Source organism: Novacetimonas hansenii (assembly GCF_014843995.1).
In the GTDB taxonomy this organism is placed as follows: Bacteria; Pseudomonadota; Alphaproteobacteria; order Acetobacterales; family Acetobacteraceae; genus Novacetimonas; species Novacetimonas hansenii.
Genome location: NZ_CP062147.1, coordinates 1,385,026 through 1,406,684 on the forward strand (window position 1 = coordinate 1,385,026; position 21,659 = coordinate 1,406,684).

Here is a 21,659-nt window from a genome sequence, read left to right on the forward strand (position 1 = left end):
AAGCCGCGCGCTTGTAGCTTGGGCAATGTGCGGGCGTGGTGGAATTGGTAGACACGCCAGATTTAGGTTCTGGTGACGCAAGTCGTGGGGGTTCAAGTCCCTTCGCCCGTACCATAAAACCCCGGCAATTCGCGTTATGCGAGCAGACGTGGTGGCCCAACCGGCCTCTTGCGTTCTTTGATACGTTCTGACCGAGAGGATGGCCTGGCAGATGCAGGTTACTGAAACGCTTTCCGATGGCCTGAAGCGCGGTTTTACCGTCACGGTTCCGGCGCAGGAAATTGAAAGCAAGCGCACGGCGCGCCTGAAAGAAATTGGACAGTCCATGAAGCTGCCCGGGTTCCGTCCCGGCAAGGTGCCGCTGAGCATCGTCAAGCAGCGTTTCGGGGCCGAGGTCCAGGGGGAAATCCTGGATCAGGTCATCGGTGACGCGACGCGCACGCTTCTGGATGAACGCGGCCTGCGCCCGGCGATGCAGCCGAAGGTTGACCTCGTCTCCGGCGGGGAACACGACAGCAAGGCCGACCTTGAATACACGCTTGCGTTCGAGATCCTGCCCGAAATCCCGGTGCCCGACCTTTCGGCACTGTCGCTGACACGGCTGAAGTCCGCGGTGAACGCGGAAACGGTTGACAAGGCGCTGAAGGAAATCGCCGGTCGCCAGCGTGAGTTTGAGACGATCACCGAGGACCGTCCCGCCGCAAACGGCGATGTCCTGATGGTTGATTTCGTCGGCAAGATCGACGGCGTCGCGTTCGATGGCGGTTCCGCCGACGACGTGAATGTCGAGATCGGTGGCGCGGGCTTCATCCCCGGCTTTGCCGAGCAGCTTGAAGGCATGAAGGCTGGTGACGAAAAGGTGATCCATGTCACGTTCCCGGCCGATTATCAGGCCGAGAACCTTGCAGGCAAGGAAGCCACCTTTGACATCAAGGCGAAGGAGCTGAAGCGTCCGGTCGATGCGCCGATTGATGACGAACTGGCCAAGAAGCTTGGTTTTGAAGGGCTGGAGCAGGTTCGTGAACTGATCACCAAGCAGGTGGAGCAGGAATACGAGCAGCTTTCGCGCCTGCGCCTGAAGCGCGACCTGCTGGACCAGTTGGCGGAAAAGACGGCGTTTGACGCGCCTCCGGGCATGGTTGACGCCGAATTCACGCAGATCTGGAACCGTATCGAGGAAGACCGCAAGGCTGGTCGTCTGGATGACGAGGATAAGGACAAGGACGAAGACACGCTGCGCACCGACTATCGCAAGATTGCCGAACGCCGTGTGAAGCTTGGCCTGCTGCTGGCGGAAATCGGACGCGTCAACAACATCTCCGTCACGCAGGACGAGATGGTGCAGGCGATCCGTGCCGAAGCCATGCGCTATCCCGGCCAGGAACAGGCCGTGTTCGAGTTCTTTGGCAAGAACCCGCAGGCCGCCGACAGCCTGCGCGGCCCGATCTTTGAAAACAAGGTCATCGACTACATCGTCGAGCTGGCAAAGGTCGAAGACAAGGAAGTGACGCCCGAGGAACTGGCCGAGATGCCGGAAGCCAGTGTCTGAGGCTGCGGTCATCTGAGGCTGCGGTTCAGGCCTTGCGGACGTCGGCTGGACGCGTAAAGATCGGTTGTGGTTTTTACGTGTCCAACGACCTTCGTGACGGGGCCAGCAGGTCATGTTCGCATCATATTGTCTAAAATGACGGCAATGGGGTGGTATCTGGCGTGTTTGTCTCTATTTTGTCATAAGTAACCGGGAAAGGTCCGGCTGCTCCGTTTTGATGGCGCGCCCATGCACGTCGGAAAATCAGGGCAGGTCGGGCTTTTGCTTTTCAGGATCGGGAATATGGCTATGAGGGATCGCAATCCCGTAGAGATCTTCAATAATGCTCTTGTGCCGATGGTGGTCGAGCAGACCTCTCGCGGGGAGCGGGCATTCGATATCTATTCCCGCCTGCTGCAAGAGCGCATCATCTTTCTGACCGGGCCTGTATACGATCAGGTTTCCGCCGTCGTGTCCGCGCAGCTCCTGTATCTGGAAAGCGTGAACCCGACCAAGGAAATCTCGTTCTATATCAACAGCCCCGGTGGGGTGGTGTCGGCTGGTCTCGCGATTTACGACACCATGCAGTATATCCGCAGCCCCGTCAGCACGGTGTGCATTGGCCAGGCGGCGTCGATGGGGTCGCTGCTGCTGGCTGGCGGGGAGAAGGGGCGCCGTTTCGCGCTGCCCAATTCCCGCGTGATGGTGCATCAGCCCTCCGGCGGGGCGCAGGGGCAGGCCAGTGACATCGAAATTCAGGCAACGGAAATCCTGACCATCCGCAAGCGCCTGAACGAGATCTATGAAACCCACACCGGTCGCACGCTTGAGGAAATCGAGCGCAAGCTCGAACGTGACAGCTACATGTCGGCGGAAGAGGCATGTGCGTTTGGCATCGTTGATGAAGTCGTACGCAACCATGCAACCGAAAAGGCCGCCGACTGATATGCATGCGGGCGACACGGGACTGCGATGCGCGATGTCGCGTGTGCGTTCCCATGTCCCTGCAGGCACGACGAAAGCCACCGTCGCGTGATACGGCTGGCGTGTTATTGGGGGAAGGGGATGCCGCGCGGTGCATCTTCAATCCCTTGGCGACTGGATAAGCTGCGGCGCACCGGGACAGGTGAAAGGTTCCGGTCGTCGGGAATGGACAGGTTCCTCCTTGCGGGGGAATAGGAGCGGTTATGAACAACAAATCCGGCGATTCCAAAAACACCCTTTATTGCTCGTTCTGTGGCAAGTCCCAGCACGAGGTCCGGAAGCTCATCGCCGGTCCAACCGTGTTCATTTGCGATGAATGCGTCGAACTGTGCATGGATATCATCCGCGAGGAGCATAAGACGCACCTTGTGAAATCGCGTGATGGCGTGCCGACCCCGCGTGAGATCTGCAATATCCTTGATGACTATGTCATCGGACAGATGCACGCCAAGAAGGTGCTGTCGGTTGCGGTCCATAACCATTACAAGCGTCTGGCCCACAGCCAGAAGAACAACGACGTCGAGATCGCAAAGTCGAACATCATGCTGATCGGTCCGACAGGATCGGGTAAGACGCTGCTGGCGCAGACGCTGGCGCGAATCCTTGATGTTCCATTCACCATGGCCGACGCCACGACCCTGACCGAAGCGGGTTATGTGGGTGAGGACGTGGAGAATATCATCCTCAAGCTGCTGCAGGCCGCAGATTATAATGTGGAGAAGGCGCAGCGCGGCATCGTCTATATCGACGAGATCGACAAGATTTCGCGCAAGTCCGACAATCCCTCGATCACCCGCGACGTCAGTGGGGAAGGCGTGCAGCAGGCATTGCTCAAGATCATGGAAGGGACGGTGGCCTCTGTCCCGCCGCAGGGCGGGCGCAAGCATCCACAGCAGGAATTCCTGCAGGTGGACACCACCAACATGCTGTTTATCTGTGGTGGTGCGTTCGCAGGCCTCGACAAGATCATCAGCGCCCGGGGCAAGGGATCGGGAATCGGGTTCGGCGCGGATGTGCAATCCCCCGATGACCGCCGCACGGGCGCGATCCTGCGCGATATCGAGCCCGAGGACCTGTTGAAGTTCGGCCTGATCCCTGAATTCATCGGTCGTCTGCCGGTTCTCGCCACGCTTGAAGACCTTGATGAAGCCGCGTTGATCGAGATCCTGACCAAGCCCAAGAATGCGTTGGTCAAGCAGTATGCGCGCCTGTTCCAGATGGAAGATGTGAAGCTTACCTTCTCCGATGAGGCGTTGAGTACGATCGCCCAGCGCGCGATTGCGCGGCGCACCGGTGCGCGTGGCCTGCGCGCCATTCTGGAAAGCATTCTGCTGACGACGATGTTCGACCTTCCCGGCCTGAAGAATGTAGAGGAAATCGTGGTCAACAAGGACGCGGCGGAAAACAAGGCCCCGCCGGTCTATGTCTATGGCAAGGCCCAGCCAGAAGAGCAGTCCGCCTGAGTCGCGCCGGATTTGCTTTTGGCAAAGGTTTTTCGTTTTTGATGATGCATGTCATTTGCGATTCTCTCACTTGTGCCAGTGAAGGCAAGTGACAACATGACTCATCAGGTCACCGCATGTGTGGTGTTACGGGTTCGCAGGCCGCGTGTCGGGTGTGGACCCGGGATCGTCCATCAGGAGGTCAAGTTACATGTCTGAATCCGAAAGACTGGACCAGGTGCCCGGCACCCCCGAAAATACGGAAAAGAATGTGCCGGTATCGGTGTCGTCGCACGAAGGCGACGACATTGCCCCGCGCGAAAAGGACACGATGGCCGTCCTGCCGCTGCGTGATATCGTGGTGTTTCCCCACATGATCGTGCCGCTGTTCGTGGGGCGGGAAAAATCCGTCCGTGCGTTGGAAGCCGTCACGAAGAACGACAAGCAGATCCTGCTGGTGGCGCAGAAGAATGCGTCGCAGGATGATCCGTCTGTCGATGATATCTACCGTTATGGCACGGTTTCCACGATCCTGCAGTTGCTGAAGCTGCCAGACGGGACGGTCAAGGTGCTGGTTGAAGGCGGGCGTCGTGCGCGCATTTCCACCCTGCATGAGATCGACGGCCATTTCGAGGCCGAGATCGAGGAAGTGTCGGAAGAGGAAACCGACGGCAAGGAAGCCGAGGCTCTGGGCCGCACGATCATTTCCCAGTTTGAGCAGTATATCAAACTGAACAAGAAGATCGCGCCGGAGGTTCTCGTCTCCCTCAATCAGATCGACAACCTGTCGAAGCTGGCGGATACGATCGCAAGCCACCTGAACCTCAAGATTTCCGAAAAACAGGAAATCCTTGAAATCCAGGATGTCAATGCACGTCTGGAACGGGTTTTCGCCCACATGGAGGCCGAAATCGGTGTCCTGCAGGTGGAAAAGCGCATCCGCAACCGCGTCAAGCGGCAGATGGAAAAAACGCAGCGCGAATACTATCTGAATGAGCAGCTCAAGGCGATCCAGAAGGAACTTGGCGAAGGTGAGGACGGTAAGGACGAGACCGCCGAGCTTGAGGAAAAGATCGCCAAGACCAAGCTGAGCAAGGAAGCCCGCGACAAGGCGGTGGCGGAGCTGAAGAAGCTGCGGACCATGAGCCCGATGTCAGCCGAATCGACGGTGGTGCGCAACTACCTCGACTGGCTGCTGGGCATTCCGTGGAAAAAGCGTTCCAAGGTGCGCCACGACCTGCCCGAAGCGGAAAAGATCCTTGATACCGACCATTATGGGCTGGAGAAGGTCAAGGAACGCATCCTTGAATATCTGGCGGTGCAGAGTCGTGCGCAGAAGCTCAAGGGACCGATCCTGTGCCTTGTCGGGCCGCCGGGCGTGGGCAAGACGTCGCTTGCACGTTCGATCGCAAAGGCGACGGGACGGCAGTATGTGCGCATGTCGCTGGGTGGAATGCGTGACGAGGCGGAGATTCGCGGTCATCGGCGGACCTATATCGGTTCCATGCCCGGCAAGATCATTCAGGGCATGAAAAAGGCGAAGACGTCGAATCCGCTCTTCCTGCTTGATGAGATAGACAAGCTCGGTGCCGACTGGCGTGGCGATCCGTCCTCGGCTCTGCTTGAGGTGCTGGACCCGGAGCAGAACGCAACCTTTGGCGATCACTATCTGGAGGTGGATTACGACCTGTCGGATGTGATGTTCATCACCACGGCCAACAGCCTGAACATGCCGCAGCCGCTGCTTGACCGCATGGAGATCATCCGCCTGTCAGGTTACACCGAGGATGAGAAGGTCGAGATTGCGAAGCGCCACCTGCTGTCCAAGCAGGCGGAGGCCAACAACCTCAAACCCGGCGAATGGTCCGTCAGTGACGACGCCCTGCTTGAACTGGTCCGCAGCTATACGCGTGAGGCCGGGGTGCGTAACCTTGAGCGTGAGATCGCCACCCTTGCGCGCAAGGCCGTGACGGAAATCGTGACGGGCAAGGCCAAGTCGGTTGCGATCACGAAGGACAACCTCGAAAAATATGCAGGCGTAAAGCGTTTCCGCCATGGCGAAACTGAAACCGAGGATATGGTCGGGGTCGTCACCGGCCTTGCCTGGACCGAAGTGGGGGGCGAGATCCTGACGATCGAGAGCGTGATGGTGCCGGGCAAGGGCAACATCAAGCTGACGGGCAAGCTTGGCGACGTGATGAAGGAAAGCGTGGCGGCGGCCCTGTCCTATGTCCGCAGCCGGGCCGTGTCGTTCGGCATCAAGCCGACATTGTTTGAAAAGCGTGACCTGCATGTGCATGTGCCCGAAGGCGCGACGCCCAAGGATGGCCCGTCGGCAGGCATCGCCATGGCCACGTCGATCGTCAGCGTGATGACCGGTATTCCCGTGCGTCGTGATGTCGGCATGACCGGGGAAATCACGTTGCGTGGGCGTGTGCTGGCCATCGGTGGGCTGAAGGAGAAGCTGCTGGCGGCGCATCGCGCGGGAATACGCACGGTCTTTATCCCCAAGGATAATGAAAAGGATCTGGTGGATATCCCCAAGACGGTGATCGACGACCTGAAGGTGATTCCCGTCGCCCACGTGGACGAGGTCATTTCCAAGGCGCTGGTCCATGCACCCGATCCAATCGAATGGGTGGAACCGCCTGAGGGCGTGGCCACCAATCCGGCCGCCGAACCGGCGCTGGCGTCGCTCCCGCACTGATTGGGGCACCTGTCAAGCGTAGCAAAATTGTCATGACAGGGGGGAATGACCGATTTTGTGGGTCATTCCCTGCCTTCGGTCGGTTGACGTGAGAGAAAACAGCGGCATAGTGCAGGCAGAAAATGCGACGCCAAAACATACGTGATGAAGCGGTCGCAGTCAGTTACATAGAAAGGCGTAAAATGGAGAAGCCACTTAACAAGCAGGAACTCGTTGCTGCTGTTGCCGAGAACGCCGACCTGGCAAAGGCGAAGGCGGGCGAAGTGGTCGATGCTGTGTTCGGCGCGATCGAAAAGGCCCTGTCCAACGGACAGGAAGTACGTCTGGTCGGTTTCGGTACGTTTGTGACCGCAACCCGCAAGGCCGCCAAGGGCCGCAACCCGCGCACGGGTGAAGAGATCGACATTCCGGCTTCGACTTCCGTGCGATTCAAGCCTGGCAAGAACCTGAAAGAAGCTGTAAGCAAATAAGCAGCTTGCCTCAGGTTGAGGGGTGCTGGTCCACGATGTGGATTACCGGCCCCTCTGTTTCTGATGCATCACAAGGGCGATTAGCTCAGCGGTAGAGCGTCTCGTTTACACCGAGAGGGTCGGCGGTTCGATCCCGTCATCGCCCACCATGCAGCATGCTGCATGATGATACTGATCCGGTGATCGTCATAAGATGACGATATTATCGCGATCAGGACGTTTCAGGTGTCATACCCTGTTGACGCCACCGGGATGGATCGGTAGAGATCCCCACACACCTACGCGGGTGTAGCTCAGTTGGTTAGAGCGCCGGCCTGTCACGCCGGAGGTCGCGGGTTCGAGCCCCGTCACTCGCGCCATTTCCCCACATGAAAATCCTGCACTGTCTGTCATGCCCCGATATTGTGGCGTGTGGGATTGTATGCGGCCATATGCTGCCTGGGGGGCATCGAACCTTCCAGAACACAGAAATATGAAGACAACAAAAAGTTCCCGATAAGTAATGCGGGCACAATGACTGTATTTCTGCGGTATTCCCTAACATCACGGTAATGTTCCTGCCTTAATGCGGGCTAACCGTCTGTTCGGGCATGGGGGTTTGTGGCTAACTTTGCCCCAGCCATACAGAAGTCGCTCAAGACACGGATGGTTCAATCAACAAGGTTTGGGGACCTGGGCCATGCATTCCGTCATCGCGGATTATTTCCCTGTACTGATATTCGGTGCAATCGCGGTTGTAATCGCGGCCGCCATGCTGGGAAGTTCACTGCTTTTCGGCTGGCAGAAGCCGTATTCGGAAAAGACATCCGCATATGAATGCGGTTTCGAACCGTTCGATGACACGCGGCGGCGGTTTGACGTGCGTTTTTATCTTGTGGCGATCCTGTTCATTATTTTCGACCTTGAGGTGGCCTTCCTGTTCCCCTGGGCGGTCAGCCTGTCGCGCATCGGATGGTTCGGGTTCCTGTCGATGATGGGCTTCCTCGCGGTCCTCACGGTCGGCTTCATCTACGAATGGTGCAAGGGCGCGCTGGAGTGGGATTGAGGCAGCAGGGAAGGAGACAGGAAGCATGAGCAGCAATTCATCAGGGCAGGGGCGCCCATCGGACAGTATCGCGTGGAATCGCGACATGCTGCCCCCCGGCCCGGAACAGGACGCCGTTATCCGTGGTGTTACGGGCGAAATCACGGAAAAGGGTTTTGTCGTCGCCAATCTGGACAAGATCGTGAACTGGGGGCGCACCGGTAGCCTGTGGCCGATGTCCTTTGGTCTGGCCTGCTGCGCGGTGGAAATGATCCACGCCTACATGCCGCGTTATGATCTGGATCGCATGGGTATCATTCCGCGCGGGTCGCCGCGGCAGTCGGACGTGATGATCGTCGCGGGCACATTGACGAACAAGATGGCCCCCGCCCTGCGTCGTGTGTACGACCAGATGGCAGAGCCACGCTGGGTCATTTCCATGGGGTCATGTGCGAACGGGGGGGGATATTACCATTATTCCTATTCCGTGGTGCGTGGCTGTGACCGGATCGTCCCGGTGGATGTCTATGTCCCCGGCTGTCCCCCCACGGCGGAGGCGCTGATTTACGGCATCCTCCAGCTTCAGAAGAAAATCCGCAGGACAGGGACGATTCTCCGTGGCTGAGTCCTCAAACACCCTGCCTGCGCTCCAGACGCAGGCGCAGGCGTCGCTTGGGTCCGTGGCGTTCGCGCTTGGCACGTCGGTGCCAGGCATCATTTCCGCCGGGATCGAGGGCGGGGAACTTGTGGTGCGCACGACGCGCCCCTACCTGCTGGCGATCATGACCATGCTGCGTGATGATCCACGTTATGCGTGCGAGCAGATGATGGATCTGTGTGGGGTGGATTATCCTGATCGGGCGGAGCGTTTCGACGTCGTCTATAACCTGCTGTCCGTCACCCATAACCACCGTATCCGCGTTATCGTCACCACGGATGAAACCCAGCCCGTCGCCTCCGTCCACCGGTTGTGGCCGTCGGCCACCTGGTGGGAGCGCGAATGTTATGACCTGTTCGGCGTCCTGTTTGCCGATCAGCCCGATCTGCGCCGTATCCTGACCGATTACGGGTTCGAGGGATATCCGCTGCGCAAGGACTTCCCGCTGACCGGTTATGTCGAGACCCGTTATGACGAGGAACGTCGGCAGGTGGTCTATGAGCCTGTGCAGTTGAAGCAGGACTTCCGCAATTTCGACTTTGAATCGCCGTGGGAAGGCATCCTGACCCTGCCCGGTGACGAGAAGGCGCATGCGTTCCGCCAGAACATCAAGCGCCAGGAATAAGGGAAACCGAACGATGAGTGATGTGACCCTGGACCCGAATGTTCCCGAAGCGCTGCTGCCGGAAGGAAGTGACGGCGATGCCCGCAGGCATGTTGTCGAAATCGACTCGCATGCGCTGAATTTTGGTCCCCAGCATCCGTCTGCCCATGGTGTGTTGCGCCTGATCCTGGAGATGGAGGGCGAGGTCGTGACCCGCGCCATCCCGCATGTCGGGCTTTTGCACCGTGGCACGGAAAAGCTGATTGAATACAAGACCTATCCCAAGGCGCTGCCATATTTCGACCGGCTTGATTACGTCTCCCCCATGTGTGAGGAGCAGGCGTTCGCGCTGGCGACGGAAAAGCTGCTGAACCTTGAAATCCCGGACCGCGCGAAATGGATTCGTGTCATGTTCGCGGAAATCACGCGCATCTTGAACCATATCCTTAACCTGACCTCCTTCGGTCTGGATTGCGGCGCGCTGACCCCGGCCCTGTGGGGGTATGAAGAGCGTGAAAAGCTGCTGGAGTTTTACGAGGCGGCATCGGGCGCACGCTTTCATGCCAATTATTTCCGTCCCGGCGGCGTCGCGCGCGACCTGCCTGCCGGGCTGGAGGAACGCATTGCGCAGTGGACGACGGAATTCCCGCGCTGGATCGACGACCTTGAATCCCTGCTGACAAACAATCGTATCTGGAAACAGCGCACGGTCGGCATTGGCGTTTTCACCAGCGAGCAGGCATTGGCCTGGGGCTTCAGCGGACCATGCCTGCGCGCATCGGGCGTGCCCTGGGACCTGCGCCGTTCACAGCCGTATGACAATTACGACAAGGTCGAGTTCAACGTGCCGGTGGCGCGTCAGGGCGACTGCTATGACCGGTATCTGGTGCGCGTTGCGGAAATGCGTGAAAGCGTGAAGATCGTTGCGCAGTGCCTTGCCCAGATGAAGCCCGGTCCCATCAAGGTCCAGGACCGCAAGATCGCCCCCCCGCCACGGCGGGAGATGAAACGCTCGATGGAAGCCCTGATCCATCATTTCAAGCTGTTTACCGAAGGATACCATGTGCCGCCGGGCGCGACCTATACCGCCGTCGAAAGCCCCAAGGGCGAATTCGGCGTCTATCTGGTCGCTGATGGCAGCAACCGTCCCTATCGGTGCAAGATTCGCCCCACCGGGTTCGCCCACCTGCAAGCCATGGACGTGATGGCGCGGCGGCACATGCTGGCGGACGCGGTTGCGATCATCGGTTCGCTGGATCTGGTGTTTGGTGAAATAGACAGGTGAACGACATGTCCGCGCAGTCCAACATCCCCCATGACGCGGAGCCTGCCGCATTCGCTTTCGATGCGGAAAGTGAACGGCAGATCGCGCAGATACTTGCCAAATATCCCCCTGAACGCAAGGCGAGCGGCGTCATACCGCTGCTTTATGTGGTGCAGAAGCAGATGGGACGCCTGACCGGCAGTGCATGGGTGCCCCGTGTCGCGATGGACGCGGTGGCCCATCGGCTGGAGATGGCGCCGATCCGGGTTTATGAGGTCGCGACCTTTTACCTGATGTTCAATACGAAGCCGATCGGGAAATACCACCTGCAGGTCTGCACCACGACGTCATGCTGGCTGCGTGGATCGGATGATGTGACGGCGGCGTGTAAGGCTGCGACCGGTATCGACGCGTTTGGCGGGACCAGCGCGGACGGGATGTTCACGATGACCGAGGTGGAATGCCTTGGCGCCTGCGCGAACGCCCCGATCCTTCAGGTTGATGATGATTATTACGAGGATATGGACGGCCCGCGCACGACCGAACTGATCGCCGCCCTGCGCCGTGGCGAACGGCCAAAAGCAGGCCCGACCATCGATCGCATGGATTCTGCCCCCGTGGGGGGGCGCAAGACGCTGCTGGATAGTGCTGCGGGGCAGGGCACCGGCACGCAGGATAACGGGTAGGAAAGACGGGACATGCTTGAGGACAAGGACCGGATTTTTACCAATCTGTACGGTCAGAACGACTGGCGTCTGGCGGGCGCGCGACAGCGCGGTGACTGGAACGACACAGCCGCCATCCTGGCGCGCGGGCGTGATGCCATCATTGCGGAAATGAAGGCATCAGGACTGCGTGGCCGCGGGGGGGCGGGGTTTCCAACCGGTGTCAAATGGTCGTTCATGCCAAAGACATCGGATGGCCGCCCGCATTATCTGGTGATCAATGGCGACGAATCCGAACCCGGCACCTGCAAGGATCGCGAGATCCTGCGCCATGACCCGCACAAGCTGATCGAAAGTGCGCTGATTGCGTCGTTCGCGATGGGGGCGCACAAATCCTATATCTATATCCGTGGCGAATTCTTCAATGAGGCGCAGCACCTGCAGCACGCCATTGAGGAAGCGTACGAAGCTGGACTGATCGGTCCAAATGCGGCTGGATCGGGGTGGGACTTCGATTTCTACATCCATCGCGGTGCGGGTGCTTATATCTGCGGCGAAGAGACGGCGCTTCTTGAAAGCCTTGAGGGCAAGAAGGGCCAGCCACGGATGAAGCCGCCATTCCCCGCGGCGATGGGCCTGTATGGGTGTCCCACCACGGTCAATAATGTGGAAAGCATCGCCGTTACCTCCACCATCCTGCGTCGTGGGGCCGCATGGTTTTCCGGGCTGGGCCGTCCCAACAACGCAGGCACGAAGCTGATGGCCATTTCGGGCCATGTAAATACACCCTGCGTGTTCGAAGAAGAACTGGGCGTGCCGCTCAGGGATATTATCGAAAAACATGGCGGCGGTGTACGTGGGGGATGGGACAACCTGCTTGCGGTCATTCCCGGCGGCTGTTCGGTGCCGATGCTGCCGCGTGAAGTGTGCGACACGGTCCTGATGGATTACGACAGCCTGCGTGCCGAAGGTTCCGGGCTGGGTACCGCGTGCATGATCGTCATGGACAAATCCACCGACATCATCCGCGCCATCGCGCGTTTTTCACAGTTCTTCAAGCATGAAAGCTGCGGCCAGTGCACACCCTGCCGCGAGGGGACGGGGTGGATGATGCGTGTCATGCAACGCATGGTCGAAGGCCGTGCGGAGATCGAGGAGATCGACATGCTGGAACAGGTAACGCGTCAGGTCGAAGGCCATACGATCTGCGCACTGGGCGATGCGGCGGCGTGGCCGATCCAGGGATTGATCCGGCGGTTCCGCCCGGTGATGGAGGAACGCATCCATGCCTATAAGGCCGCGCATGGCGGCGGGCGTCTGGTGCAGGTTCCCGCTGACCTGCCGACAGCGGCGGAGTAAGGGACATGGTAAAAGTAACCGTTGACGGCATTCCCGTCGAAGTGCCCGCAGGGTCCAGTGCGTTGCAGGCATGCGAGGCGGCAGGCAAGGAAATCCCGCGTTTCTGCTTTCATGAACGTCTGTCGGTGGCGGGGAACTGCCGCATGTGCCTGGTGCAGGTGGTGCGCGCGCCCAAGCCCGTTGCATCGTGCGGTTTCCCGGTGGGCGAAGGGATGCAGATCCTGACCGATACCGAGGTCGTGCGCAAGGCACGGCGCGCGGTCATGGAATTCCTGCTTATCAACCATCCGCTGGACTGCCCGATCTGTGACCAGGGTGGCGAATGCGATCTGCAGGATCAGGCTTTCGGCTATGGCGCGGACCAGTCGCGCTATGCTGAAAACAAGCGTGCGGTGACGGACAAGTATCTTGGCCCCCTGGTCAAGACTGTGATGACGCGCTGCATCCAGTGCACGCGCTGCATCCGTTTTGCGACCGAGATCGCGGGGGTGCCCGAACTTGGCGCCGTTTCGCGCGGCGAGAGCATGGAAGTCACCAACTATGTCGAAAAGGCGCTGACGTCCGAACTGTCGGGCAACCTGATCGATATCTGCCCGGTGGGGGCGCTGACGTCCAAGCCCTATGCCTTTACCGCGCGCCCATGGGAACTCAAGCGCACGGATTCCATTGATGTGTGCGACGCGGTGGGCACCAACATCGTGATGCAGGCCCGTGGCGCAAGCGTTCTACGGATCGTGCCGCGTACCAATGACGAAGTGAATGAAGAATGGCTGGCGGATAAGGGGCGTTTCGTGGTGGACGGTTTCCGCCATCGTCGCCTCGACCGGCCATGGGTGCGCGTGCATGGCAAATTGCAGCCCGCATCGTGGCAGGATGTGTTCGTGGCCCTTGCAAAGCGGCTGAAGGGCGTCGCAGGGGATCGGATCGGCGCGATCGCGGGGGACCTGTGCGATGCCGAAAGCATGCTGGCGCTGAAGGACCTGATGGGTGCGCTGGGGGCGGCGAATATCGACTGTCGGCAGGACGGGGCGGATTATGACCTGTCACAGCGTGATTTCTATACCTTCAATACGGGCATTGCCGGGATAGAAGAGGCTGATGCCCTGCTGATCGTTGGTGCGATCCCGCGTCAGGATGCGCCGGTGCTGAACGCCCGCATCCGCAAGCGTTTCGTCGCCGCCGGGCGTGGCGGGTTCCCGATCGCGATGATCGGTGCGCCACAGGCGGATCCGACCTATGCGGTGGACGTGCTGGGCGATGGGCCGGATGCCCTGGCGGATCTGGCGGCAGGACGTTCCCCGTTCCTCGATGTGCTGAAAAAAGCTGCAAAGCCGATGATCATCGTCGGACATGGCGCCCTGACACGTCCCGATGCGCGCGCGATCCTCAAGGCCGCATGGGATATCGCGGGCCAGGTCGGCGCCCTTGATGCGCAATGGCATGGTTTCAACGTGCTCCATACCGCCGCCAGCCGTGTCGCAGGGCTGGATATGGGATTTGTCCCGGGCAAGGGCGGGCGCGATGTTGCGGGCATGCTTGGTGACGGGGTTGAAATCCTGTGGCTTCTGGGGGCGGATGAATTCCCTGTCGATCGCATCGGCAATGATACATTCGTCATTTACCAGGGGCATCATGGCGATGCGGGCGCCGCACGTGCGGATGTGATCCTGCCCGGCGCGCTTTACGCTGAAAAGCCGGGCACTTATGTTAATACCGAAGGCCGCGTGCAGCAGGCGTTCCGTTCGGTCATGCCGCCGGGTGACGCGCGTGAAGACTGGCGTATATTACGGGCATTTTCCGAAGTGGTGGGCCATACCCTCCCTTATGACACGCTGGAGGAACTGCGTGCGCGTCTGGCGCAGGTCAACCCTGTGTTCGCGCGACAGGGGAACCCCCGTTTCGCACCACCACAGGGTATCAGTCCCGATGGCGGCAAGGTGGCCATCGCGGGCACACCCTTTGTCCCGGTCATCGCCGATTATTACCAGACCAGTCCCATCTGTCGCGCCAGCCCGACGATGGAGACCTGTTCGCGGACCTATGTCCATCCCCCGGCCCAGGCAGCGGAGTAAGGTGAGGTGACGCATTTCTTTTTGCATACGCTTGTGGGGCAGGTCCTGCTGGTTGTCCTTGAAACGCTTGCCGTGCTGGTGCCGCTCCTGCTTGGGGTGGCGTACCTGACCCTTGCGGAACGCAAGGTCATGGCCGCGATGCAGTTGCGCAAGGGGCCGAATGTCAATGGCCCGTTCGGCGTGTTGCAGGCCTTTGCCGACGCCATCAAGATGCTGACGAAGGAAACGGTCATTCCGGCCGGTGCGAACCGGATGCTGTTCCTGTTCGCGCCATTCCTGACCTTCTCCCTTGCGATGGTGGCATGGGCTGTCATTCCGACCGGTAATGGCCTTGCGGTCGCGGACATCAATGTTGGCGTGCTTTACCTGCTCGCGATTTCCTCGCTTGGGGTTTATGGCATCCTGATTGCAGGGTGGGCATCCAATTCCAAATACGCGTTCCTTGGTGGCCTGCGTTCGGCGGCACAGATGGTGTCGTACGAGGTGTCGATCGGCCTTGTCATCGTGTCCGTCCTGCTGGCGGTTGGCAGCCTGAACCTTAATGACATTGTGCTGGCGCAACGTCATGTCTGGTTCTGCCTGCCGATGTTCCCGATGTTCATCGTCTTTTTCATCTCTGCACTGGCGGAAACAAACCGTGCGCCGTTCGACCTTCCCGAAGGGGAAAGCGAATTGGTGGCCGGGTTCTTCGTCGAATATTCGGCACTGGCGTTCGGTCTCTTCTTTCTTGGTGAATATGCCAACATGTTCCTGATGTCGGGCATGATCAGCATCCTGTTCCTTGGTGGCTGGCTGCCGCCGCTTGCGATCGCGCCGCTGACATGGGTGCCGGGGCCGCTGTGGCTGATCGCCAAGATCCTGTTCTGCCTGTTTGTCTTCATATGGGTGCGCGCGACGTTCCCGCGCTATCGCTATGACCAGTTGATGCGGCTGGGGTGGAAGGTGTTCTTGCCGTTCTCGCTGGCATGGATGGTGCTTACGGCCGGTTTTCTGATGGTGACGGGCCTGCTGCCCGGAGGAGCAAGCTGATGGGATATCTGAGCCGTACCGCCCGGTCGTTCCTGTTGACCGAACTGGTTTCGGGCATGAGTGTCACGCTCAAGGCGTTTTTCAAGCCCAAGGTGACGCTCAACTATCCCTATGAAAAGGGGCCGCTGTCACCGCGGTTTCGTGGCGAACATGCGCTGCGTCGCTATCCCAATGGGGAGGAGCGCTGCATTGCGTGCAAGCTGTGCGAGGCGACCTGCCCGGCGGAGGCCATCACGATCGAGGCCGAACCGCGTGATGACGGGTCACGTCGTACCACCCGGTACGATATCGACATGACGAAGTGCATCTATTGCGGGCTGTGCGAGGAGGCATGCCCCGTGGATGCGATTGTTGAAGGCCCCAACTACGAATTCGCGACAGAGACGCGCGAAGAACTGATGTATAACAAGGACAAGCTGCTCGCCAATGGCGATCGCTGGGAAAGCGTTCTTGCGCGCCGGCTGGAGCTGGATGCGCCGTACCGTTGACGTGGCGGATCGCATGTCCCGCATCCATTCGCGTGATGGCCGGGGGACATGCGGACAGCAGGAGGAAATATCCATGCGGCAGGAAGGTCACCCATGATGACCCAAATCGTCTTTTACATATTTGCGGCGGTCCTGGTTCTTTCTGCCTCGATGGTGGTCAGCGCCCGTAATCCCGTGCATTCGGTCCTGTTCCTGATACTGGCGTTTTTCAACGCGGCGGGACTGTTCCTTATTGCGGGGGCCGAATTCCTGGCGATGATTTTGGTCATCGTCTATGTCGGTGCGGTTGCCGTGCTGTTCCTGTTCGTTGTGATGATGCTTGACATCCGCATCGCACAGGCGCGCGAGGGGCTGCAACGTTACGCCCCCTTTGGCGCGGCCATCGGCGCGGTCCTGCTGGGGGAACTGGTGCTGGCGTTCATGCACTGGCGTGTTGCATCCAATATCGGTGATGTCGCGCATCTGGTTCCGTCCACGCCCACGCGGTCGAATACGGCGGCGATCGGGGATGTGCTTTATACGCACTATATCTTCCTGTTCCAGGCCTGTGCGCTCGTGCTGCTTGTGGCGATGATCGGGGCGATCGTGCTGACCCTGCGTGACCGGCCCACCGGGCGGCGTCAGGACATCGAACGCCAGCATGAACGCGACCCCGCGGAGTCCATGGAAATGCTTTCGCTGCCGCTTGGCCGCAGTGTGAATGCGCTGGGCGGTTTCCTGCGCCCGCGCAGGTCCTATGACGTCGCTGCCGTGCCGGGAACCTATGGCACGCAGGCCTATCGCGAGGAGGAGCAGGCGCTTGAGGAAGGCACCGCCCTTGTCGTGGTCAAGGATGTCACGAAAAAAGAAAGTCGGGACAATGAATAGTGCAATCGCCACCATTGGCGTCACGCCCTACCTTGTCATCAGCGCGATCCTGCTGGTGCTTGGCGTGTTTGGTATTTTCCTGAACCGCAAGAACGTCATCATCATCCTGATGTCGATCGAACTGATCCTGCTGTCGGCCAATATCAATTTCGTGGCGTTTTCCGCAACGCTTGGTGATCTGTCGGGCCAGGTGTTCACGCTGTTCGTGCTGACCATCGCGGCTGCGGAATCTGCGATCGGCCTTGCCATCGTCACTGTCTATTTCCGTAATCGCGGCTCGATCGAGGTCGATCGCATTACGATGATGAAAGGGTGATCGGATCATGCAAACGGCATCCTGCCTTTTTGAAATCGCGGTCTTCGCGCCGCTGGTCGGGTTCCTGACCGCCGGGATGGGGGGGCGTATCATCGGTGACGCCCTGTCACAGGCGCTGACGATCATCCTGATGCTTATCGCAAGCCTTGCTGCCATCGGTGCGCTGCTGATCGAGGGGCAGGGCGGTATGGTGACTGCCCTTGTCCCCGTGTCGGACTGGATCCTGGCGGGTAATTTCCATGTTTCATGGGGATTGCGCATGGATGCGCTGTCGGTGTCCATCGTCGCCATGGTGTGCGTGGTTTCCACGCTCGTGCATATCTACAGCACGGGGTACATGGCGCATGAAACCATGCCGCGCTTCCGCTTCTTCTCCTACCTGTCGCTGTTTACGTTTGCGATGCTGATGCTGGTTACGTCCAATGACCTCATCCAGTTGTTCTTCGGGTGGGAAGGCGTCGGCCTCGCCAGTTACCTGCTGATCGGGTACTGGTACACGCGCCCGTCCGCTGCCGCGGCGGCGATCAAGGCCTTTGTCGTCAACCGTGTGGCGGACCTGTTCTTCCTGGTTGGTATTGCGCTGCTGTATGTTGAATTCGGCACGGTGACGTATGACGACATCTTTGCGATGGTGCCCACGCACATCAACGATGTGTATCACCTGTTTGGCGCCCATCGCGCCATCGAGGTGATCTGCATGCTGCTGTTCATCGGCGCGATGGGCAAGTCGGCGCAGTTGTTCCTGCATACGTGGCTGCCGGATGCGATGGAGGGGCCGACCCCCGTATCTGCCCTGATCCATGCGGCGACGATGGTGACGGCGGGTGTGTTCCTGATGGCGCGGATGTCGCCGGTGGTGGAATTCGCGCCGTTGACGCGTGATTTCATCATCCTGATTGGCGCGACGACCTGTTTCTTTGCCGCGACCGTGGGGCTGGTGCAGCCCGACATCAAGCGCACGATCGCCTATTCCACCTGTTCGCAGCTTGGTTACATGTTCGTCGCGATTGGTGTTGGTGCCTATCAGGCGGCGATGTTCCATCTGACGACGCATGCGTTTTTCAAGGCGCTGCTGTTCCTTGGCGCGGGCTGCGTGATCCATGCCGTCCATGACGAACAGAACATGTTCCGTATGGGGGGGCTGTGGCGCAAGATCCCGGTGACCTATGTGTGCATGTGGCTTGGCAGCCTTGCGCTGGCGGGGATTTTCCCCTTTGCCGGATACTGGTCGAAGGATGCGATCCTTGATGCGGCCTGGATGTCACCTGCGACGATGGGGACCTATGGCTGGGTCATGGGCTGCATCACCGCATTCCTGACGGCATTATATAGCTGGCGCCTGATCTTCCTGGTGTTCCATGGCAAGCCGCGTGACACGCACCTGCATGAAGGCGCGCACGAAAGCCCGATTTCCATGACCGGTCCGGTCATCTTGCTGGGCTTTGGTGCGGTCCTTGGCGGCATCCTGCTGGCGCCGCTTTATATTGGCAAGGGACAGGTGGCGTTCTGGAACGGGGCGATTGCGAACGCGCCGGGTAACGACATCATCGAAATGATGGAACATGCGCCGGCGTTCATCTCCCTCGTGCCCAGTATCGCCGCCGTGGGGGGCATCCTTGTTGCCTATGTCTGTTACATGCTGCGCCCGGAAATCCCTGGGGCGTTGGCGCGTGCGCTGCGTCCGCTTTACCTGTTCCTGCTCAATAAATGGTATTTTGACGAAGCGTATGACCTGATTTTCATCCGTCCGTACAAGGCGCTGGCACGCGTGTTGTGGAAGGATGTGGATGAAGGCATGGTCGAGGGCATTCCCGAAGGGCTGGCCCGCATGACCGTGGCGTCGGCGGGGCAGGCGGTGAAGATCCAGACCGGTTCGATCGCGGTCTATGCCTTTACGATGCTGATCGGCCTGGTGGTGCTGCTGTCCACCATGCTGCTGACAAACTGAAGCCATGATGACGAGGGTGAACCTATGAACTGGACACTTGCTCTGCCTGAAATCGTGCTGGCGATATCAGGCCTCGCCATCTTGGTGTTTGGCGTGGTGCAAAAAGGGGAAAATCCGTTTTTCCCGTGTGCCATGCTGGTGATGGCGGCATTTTTCATAACCGGGCTGCTTGTGCTCTTCACGCCTGACGGTGTCGGGTACAACCATATTTTCGTAAATGACGACTTCGCACGCTTCATGAAGGTCCTGTCGCTGTGTGGTGCGTTCCTCGCGACGATGATGACCGTGGGCTATGCACGGGAAATGGAGGTCGCGAAGTTTGAATTCCCTGTCCTGATCCTGTTTTCCACGCTGGGTACGATGATGATGGCGTCGTCAGGCAACCTGATGACATTGTTTGTCGGGCTGGAACTGTCGTCACTTGCCATCTATATCCTGTGCGCCTTTGCGCGTGACCAGGTGCGCGCGGCGGAAGCGGGCCTGAAATATTTTGTCCTTGGTTCCCTGGCTTCGGGATTGCTGCTGTATGGTATATCGCTGATATATGGCTTTGCCGGCACGCTGGAATATGGCGGCTTGCAGACGGCGGTTGCGGGGACTGCGGCGCTGCCGACGGGATTGATGATCGGGATCGTCTTCATGCTGGTCGGATTGTCGTTCAAGCTGTCGGCGGTGCCATTCCACATGTGGACGCCTGACGTGTATCAGGGGTCGCCGTCCTCTGTAACGGCATACATGGCCGGTGCGCCCAAGATCGCGGCCTTTGCCGTGCTGCTGCGGGTGATGATCGGGCCGTTTGGGCATATGACGGAACAGTGGCGGCTGCTGATTGAACTGGTGTCGGTTGCATCCATGCTGTTCGGTTCCATCGCCGCGATTGCGCAGACGGATATCAAGCGGTTGATGGCGTATTCCTCCATCGGGCATATGGGATATGCCATGATGGGCATGGCCGCCGCGACGCCAGAGGGAACGCGTGGAACCCTAGTCTATCTTGTCACATACCTGTTCATGAATGTCGGCGCATTTGCGGGTATTGTCGCGATGCGGCGCAAGGGCTTTGCCGTGACGCGCATTTCCGACCTGGCCGGACTGGGCAAAACCGCGCCGGGGATGGCCGCGGCGATGGCCATTTTTATGTTCAGCATGGCCGGTGCGCCGCCGCTGGCTGGATTTTTTGGCAAATTGATGGTTTTCTATGCGGCCATCAACGCGCATCTGTATGCGCTGGCGGCGATTGGCGTCATCAGCAGCATCATCGGTGCCTATTACTATGTCCGGATTGTCAAGGTGATGTTCTTTGATACGGCGGAGGAAGCCTTTGATCGTCCGCCCGTTTCCCTGTCGTTCATTTCCGTGGGCATGGGGCTTGTGACGTGTCTGTTCATCGTGGTTCTGGGGCCGGTTTCGACTGCGGCGCAGGCTGCGGCGCAGGCATTGCTGAGGTAATGCGTCCCATCACGGATGTTACGATCGTGGAGGTGCCACGGATCCATGCGGGTCCGTGGCATCTTGAAATTCATGGGGAACTGGGCTCTACATCCGACCTGTGCCTGCAACGCGCGCGGGAAGGGGCAGCCGGGGGGCTGGCCATCCTTGCGCTGAAACAGACACAGGGGCGGGGCAGCCGTGGGCGCGGATGGGTCGATCCGGGCGGCAACCTGTCGATGTCGGTCCTGCTGCGCCCGGACCGGGATACAGCGCCGGTCGGGCTGTGGCCATTCATTGCCGGGCTGGCTTTTTACGATGCCCTGGCCCCATGGGTGGGGCCGGGACATGTGCTTGGCCTGAAATGGCCCAATGACCTGCTGCTTGACGGGTGCAAGATGGCGGGCATCCTGATCGAAGCCGGGGATGAGGGGGACGGGCGGTGGCTGTCGCTGGGCATGGGGGCCAACCTGTGTGCCGCCCCGGTGATCGAGGGACGCGAACTTGCCTGCATGGCGCAGGCCGGCCCCGTACCCGATGTGGGACAGGTGGCGTCCGCCGTGCTGACGATGCTTGACGTCTGGATGGCACGATATGCGACCGACGGGTTCGGGGCCATCCGTACGGCATGGCTGCACCGTGCCCACCCGGTCGGCACACCGGTGCGCGTTGTGTCCGCCACGGGGACGATCTGCGGAACGTTCGCAGGCATTGGCGGTGACGGGCTGCTGCTCTTGCGCACGCCAGACGGCCTCCGGCACATATCCACGGGCGAGGTCCTGCTCGGTCGCGCGTGACAGCGCATG

19 protein-coding genes and 3 tRNA genes are annotated in these 21,659 nt (G+C 59.7%); all 22 read left to right on the forward strand.

Translation table 11 applies throughout. The features are described from left to right. Nucleotides 1-29: 29 nt before the first annotated feature. Nucleotides 30-114: transfer RNA gene (locus IFJ82_RS06035), tRNA-Leu, on the forward strand. Nucleotides 115-211: 97 nt separating this feature from the next. Continuing rightward, nucleotides 212-1,549 (forward strand): trigger factor, encoded by a 1,338-nt coding sequence (gene tig / locus IFJ82_RS06040; protein ID WP_192265939.1) that lies wholly within the window; start codon nt 212-214, stop codon nt 1,547-1,549. Nucleotides 1,550-1,837: 288 nt separating this feature from the next. Beyond that, a complete protein-coding gene (locus IFJ82_RS06045; protein WP_062809073.1) occupies nt 1,838-2,473 on the forward strand; it encodes an ATP-dependent Clp protease proteolytic subunit in 636 nt (211 codons plus the stop codon). 242 nt (nt 2,474-2,715) lie between these two features. After that, nucleotides 2,716-3,975, forward strand: coding sequence for an ATP-dependent Clp protease ATP-binding subunit ClpX (gene clpX, locus IFJ82_RS06050; RefSeq protein WP_003620747.1), 1,260 nt, complete (start codon nt 2,716-2,718; stop codon nt 3,973-3,975). Between the two features lie 190 nt (nt 3,976-4,165). Beyond that, entirely contained in the window at nt 4,166-6,661 is a 2,496-nt protein-coding gene (gene lon, locus IFJ82_RS06055; RefSeq protein WP_003620744.1) for an endopeptidase La, read from the forward strand. A 182-nt stretch (nt 6,662-6,843) separates the two neighbouring features. Beyond that, complete coding sequence (locus IFJ82_RS06060; protein ID WP_003620741.1) at nt 6,844-7,131, forward strand: HU family DNA-binding protein; 288 nt, start codon at nt 6,844-6,846, stop codon at nt 7,129-7,131. 74 nt (nt 7,132-7,205) lie between these two features. Beyond that, nucleotides 7,206-7,280: transfer RNA gene (locus tag IFJ82_RS06065), tRNA-Val, on the forward strand. Nucleotides 7,281-7,413: 133 nt separating this feature from the next. Further along, nucleotides 7,414-7,490: transfer RNA gene (locus IFJ82_RS06070), tRNA-Asp, on the forward strand. A 320-nt stretch (nt 7,491-7,810) separates the two neighbouring features. Further along, the gene (gene ndhC, locus IFJ82_RS06075; RefSeq protein ID WP_003620739.1) at nt 7,811-8,176 is read left to right on the forward strand and encodes an NADH-quinone oxidoreductase subunit A; all 366 of its coding nucleotides are present in this window, start codon (nt 7,811-7,813) and stop codon (nt 8,174-8,176) included. Nucleotides 8,177-8,201: 25 nt separating this feature from the next. Beyond that, entirely contained in the window at nt 8,202-8,780 is a 579-nt protein-coding gene (locus IFJ82_RS06080) for a NuoB/complex I 20 kDa subunit family protein (protein WP_003620737.1), read from the forward strand. Next, nucleotides 8,773-9,438, forward strand: a complete 666-nt coding sequence (locus IFJ82_RS06085) for an NADH-quinone oxidoreductase subunit C (protein ID WP_003620735.1) — start codon at nt 8,773-8,775, stop codon at nt 9,436-9,438. Before IFJ82_RS06080 ends, IFJ82_RS06085 begins: the two co-directional genes overlap by 8 nt. 13 nt (nt 9,439-9,451) lie before the next feature. After that, nucleotides 9,452-10,702, forward strand: a complete 1,251-nt coding sequence (locus IFJ82_RS06090; protein ID WP_062809071.1) for an NADH-quinone oxidoreductase subunit D — start codon at nt 9,452-9,454, stop codon at nt 10,700-10,702. Between the two features lie 5 nt (nt 10,703-10,707). After that, entirely contained in the window at nt 10,708-11,367 is a 660-nt protein-coding gene (locus tag IFJ82_RS06095) for a complex I 24 kDa subunit family protein (RefSeq protein WP_003620731.1), read from the forward strand. Between the two features lie 12 nt (nt 11,368-11,379). After that, a complete protein-coding gene (gene nuoF / locus IFJ82_RS06100) occupies nt 11,380-12,705 on the forward strand; it encodes an NADH-quinone oxidoreductase subunit NuoF (RefSeq protein WP_003620729.1) in 1,326 nt (441 codons plus the stop codon). Nucleotides 12,706-12,710: 5 nt separating this feature from the next. Continuing rightward, entirely contained in the window at nt 12,711-14,777 is a 2,067-nt protein-coding gene (gene nuoG, locus IFJ82_RS06105; RefSeq protein WP_192265941.1) for an NADH-quinone oxidoreductase subunit NuoG, read from the forward strand. A 6-nt stretch (nt 14,778-14,783) separates the two neighbouring features. Beyond that, the gene (nuoH, locus tag IFJ82_RS06110; RefSeq protein WP_003620724.1) at nt 14,784-15,806 is read left to right on the forward strand and encodes an NADH-quinone oxidoreductase subunit NuoH; all 1,023 of its coding nucleotides are present in this window, start codon (nt 14,784-14,786) and stop codon (nt 15,804-15,806) included. Continuing rightward, nucleotides 15,806-16,294, forward strand: a complete 489-nt coding sequence (nuoI, locus tag IFJ82_RS06115; RefSeq protein WP_003620721.1) for an NADH-quinone oxidoreductase subunit NuoI — start codon at nt 15,806-15,808, stop codon at nt 16,292-16,294. Before nuoH ends, nuoI begins: the two co-directional genes overlap by 1 nt. Nucleotides 16,295-16,387: 93 nt before the next feature. Next, nucleotides 16,388-17,161, forward strand: a complete 774-nt coding sequence (locus tag IFJ82_RS06120) for an NADH-quinone oxidoreductase subunit J (RefSeq protein WP_075595124.1) — start codon at nt 16,388-16,390, stop codon at nt 17,159-17,161. Continuing rightward, nucleotides 17,154-17,477: an NADH-quinone oxidoreductase subunit NuoK gene (nuoK, locus tag IFJ82_RS06125; protein ID WP_003620714.1), complete on the forward strand. Its 324-nt coding sequence runs from the start codon at nt 17,154-17,156 to the stop codon at nt 17,475-17,477. Before IFJ82_RS06120 ends, nuoK begins: the two co-directional genes overlap by 8 nt. A 7-nt stretch (nt 17,478-17,484) precedes the next feature. Next, nucleotides 17,485-19,425 (forward strand): NADH-quinone oxidoreductase subunit L, encoded by a 1,941-nt coding sequence (gene nuoL, locus IFJ82_RS06130; protein ID WP_192265943.1) that lies wholly within the window; start codon nt 17,485-17,487, stop codon nt 19,423-19,425. A gap of 24 nt (nt 19,426-19,449) precedes the next feature. After that, on the forward strand, nt 19,450-20,874 hold the full coding sequence (gene nuoN, locus IFJ82_RS06135) for an NADH-quinone oxidoreductase subunit NuoN (protein ID WP_192265944.1): 1,425 nt from the start codon (nt 19,450-19,452) through the stop codon (nt 20,872-20,874). Beyond that, nucleotides 20,874-21,650, forward strand: a complete 777-nt coding sequence (locus IFJ82_RS06140; RefSeq protein WP_003620709.1) for a biotin--[acetyl-CoA-carboxylase] ligase — start codon at nt 20,874-20,876, stop codon at nt 21,648-21,650. Before nuoN ends, IFJ82_RS06140 begins: the two co-directional genes overlap by 1 nt. Nucleotides 21,651-21,659: the final 9 nt, after the last annotated feature.

What these genes read in the sequence shown, in the direction of transcription:
- IFJ82_RS06080 (WP_003620737.1), top strand. Translation starts at nt 8,202, where the DNA reads ATGAGCAGCAATTCATCAGGGCAGGGGCGCCCATCGGACAGTATCGCG.
- IFJ82_RS06060 (WP_003620741.1), top strand. Translation starts at nt 6,844, where the DNA reads ATGGAGAAGCCACTTAACAAGCAGGAACTCGTTGCTGCTGTTGCCGAG.
- IFJ82_RS06090 (WP_062809071.1), top strand. Translation starts at nt 9,452, where the DNA reads ATGAGTGATGTGACCCTGGACCCGAATGTTCCCGAAGCGCTGCTGCCG.
- IFJ82_RS06120 (WP_075595124.1), top strand. Translation starts at nt 16,388, where the DNA reads ATGATGACCCAAATCGTCTTTTACATATTTGCGGCGGTCCTGGTTCTT.
- IFJ82_RS06045 (WP_062809073.1), top strand. Translation starts at nt 1,838, where the DNA reads ATGAGGGATCGCAATCCCGTAGAGATCTTCAATAATGCTCTTGTGCCG.
- clpX (WP_003620747.1), top strand. Translation starts at nt 2,716, where the DNA reads ATGAACAACAAATCCGGCGATTCCAAAAACACCCTTTATTGCTCGTTC.
- nuoG (WP_192265941.1), top strand. Translation starts at nt 12,711, where the DNA reads ATGGTAAAAGTAACCGTTGACGGCATTCCCGTCGAAGTGCCCGCAGGG.
- nuoF (WP_003620729.1), top strand. Translation starts at nt 11,380, where the DNA reads ATGCTTGAGGACAAGGACCGGATTTTTACCAATCTGTACGGTCAGAAC.
- ndhC (WP_003620739.1), top strand. Translation starts at nt 7,811, where the DNA reads ATGCATTCCGTCATCGCGGATTATTTCCCTGTACTGATATTCGGTGCA.
- nuoK (WP_003620714.1), top strand. Translation starts at nt 17,154, where the DNA reads ATGAATAGTGCAATCGCCACCATTGGCGTCACGCCCTACCTTGTCATC.
- nuoI (WP_003620721.1), top strand. Translation starts at nt 15,806, where the DNA reads ATGGGATATCTGAGCCGTACCGCCCGGTCGTTCCTGTTGACCGAACTG.
- nuoN (WP_192265944.1), top strand. Translation starts at nt 19,450, where the DNA reads ATGAACTGGACACTTGCTCTGCCTGAAATCGTGCTGGCGATATCAGGC.
- IFJ82_RS06095 (WP_003620731.1), top strand. Translation starts at nt 10,708, where the DNA reads ATGTCCGCGCAGTCCAACATCCCCCATGACGCGGAGCCTGCCGCATTC.
- nuoL (WP_192265943.1), top strand. Translation starts at nt 17,485, where the DNA reads ATGCAAACGGCATCCTGCCTTTTTGAAATCGCGGTCTTCGCGCCGCTG.
- lon (WP_003620744.1), top strand. Translation starts at nt 4,166, where the DNA reads ATGTCTGAATCCGAAAGACTGGACCAGGTGCCCGGCACCCCCGAAAAT.
- tig (WP_192265939.1), top strand. Translation starts at nt 212, where the DNA reads ATGCAGGTTACTGAAACGCTTTCCGATGGCCTGAAGCGCGGTTTTACC.
- IFJ82_RS06140 (WP_003620709.1), top strand. Translation starts at nt 20,874, where the DNA reads ATGCGTCCCATCACGGATGTTACGATCGTGGAGGTGCCACGGATCCAT.